Annotated in this window: 1 protein-coding gene and 1 pseudogene; both read left to right on the forward strand. The window is 77.6% G+C overall.

Translation table 11 applies throughout. The annotated features are described in order from the left end of the window. Positions 1-103 precede the first annotated feature (103 nt). The gene (locus VR44_RS00550) at positions 104-994 is read left to right on the forward strand and encodes an NTP transferase domain-containing protein (RefSeq protein WP_045945321.1); all 891 of its coding nucleotides are present in this window, start codon (positions 104-106) and stop codon (positions 992-994) included. Continuing rightward, positions 991-1,369, forward strand: a pseudogene (locus tag VR44_RS00555) (molybdopterin molybdenumtransferase MoeA); the annotation flags it as partial. The gene VR44_RS00550 and the pseudogene VR44_RS00555, both read left to right, overlap by 4 nt.

Below are 1,369 nucleotides of genomic sequence, written 5' to 3' on the forward strand. Positions count from 1 at the left end.
GCGGGGAGAAGCCCCGCGCAGCGGCACACCCGCAGCCCCCACCGCATAAGCAAGCGGTAAGCGCCCTCCCCCGAACCCCCCACACCCACCGCATACTCGGGGCATGAGCTACGACGCCATCGTCCTGGCCGGCGGAGCCGCCCGGCGCCTGGGCGGGGCCGACAAACCCACCCTCCCCGTGGGCGGCCGCACCCTCCTCGACCGCGTCCTCGCCGCCTGCCCGGACGCCGCCGCGACGGTGGTCGTCGGTGCCCGCAGACCCACCGCCCGCCCCGTCGACTGGGCCCTGGAGACCCCGCCCGGCGGCGGCCCGGTGGCCGCGCTGCACGCCGGCCTGCGGGGCACCACCGCCGCCGTGGTCCTCGTGCTCTCCGCCGACCTGCCCTTCCTCGACCGGGACACCGTCCGCGCCCTGCTCACCGCGGCCGCCGCCGGCCCGGGCGACGGGGCCGTGCTGAGGGATCCCGAAGGCCGCGACCAGCCCCTCGTCGCCGCCTACCGCACCGAACCACTGCGCCGCGAGATCGCCCTGCTCGCGACCGAGCACGGCACCCTCCACGGCCTCCCCCTCAGGGCCCTCACCGCCGAGCTGGACCTGGCCAGGATCACCGCCGCTGCGCCACTCGCCTCCTTCGACTGCGACACCTGGGAGGACCTGGCGACGGCCCGCGCCCGGATCAGGGAGCATGGGAACGTGCTGGATCAATGGATCAACGCCGCCAAGAACGAGCTGGGCATCGACCTCGACGTCGACGTCAAGACCCTGCTCGACCTCGCCCGTGACGCCGCCCACGGTGTCGCCCGGCCCGCGGCACCGCTGACGACCTTCCTCGTCGGCTACGCGGCCGCCCGCGCCGAGGCCGCCGGCGCCGACCCCGCCCAGGCCGTCGCCGAGGCCTCCCGGAAGGCCGCCGCCCTGGCACTGCGCTGGGCCGCGGAAGCCGAGTCCCTCGACCCCGAGCCCACCGACCCCGAGGGGAACGGCTCCCCATGACCCGTACCGACGCCGACGGCGCCCTGGACGAGGCCCTCGCCCTGGTCAGCCGTACCCCCGCCGCCGAGGGCGGCGGGGGCGGCCACCGTGCCACCGCCTGGCAGCGCGCCCGCGAGACCGCAGCCCTGGCCGGCACGACCGTCCGGGCCCGCAACCACCGGGTGGCGCTCGCGGACGCGCTCGGCGAGGTGCTGGCCACCTCCCTGGACGCCCTCGGCGACCTGCCCTCCTTCGACACCTCGGCCATGGACGGCTGGGCCGTCGCCGGGCCCGGCCCCTGGGCGATCCGCCCGGGCGACGGGATCCTGGCCGGGGGGACCGGCGAGGGCTCCCCCGCGCCCCTCGCCGACGGCGAGGCCGTACGGATCGCCAACG

It is taken from the genome of Streptomyces katrae, from assembly GCF_000966975.1.
Classification (GTDB): domain Bacteria; phylum Actinomycetota; class Actinomycetes; order Streptomycetales; family Streptomycetaceae; genus Streptomyces; species Streptomyces katrae.

Excerpts from the sequence above, each read along its gene's own strand:
- VR44_RS00550 (WP_045945321.1), top strand. The coding sequence starts at position 104 with ATGAGCTACGACGCCATCGTCCTGGCCGGCGGAGCCGCCCGGCGCCTG.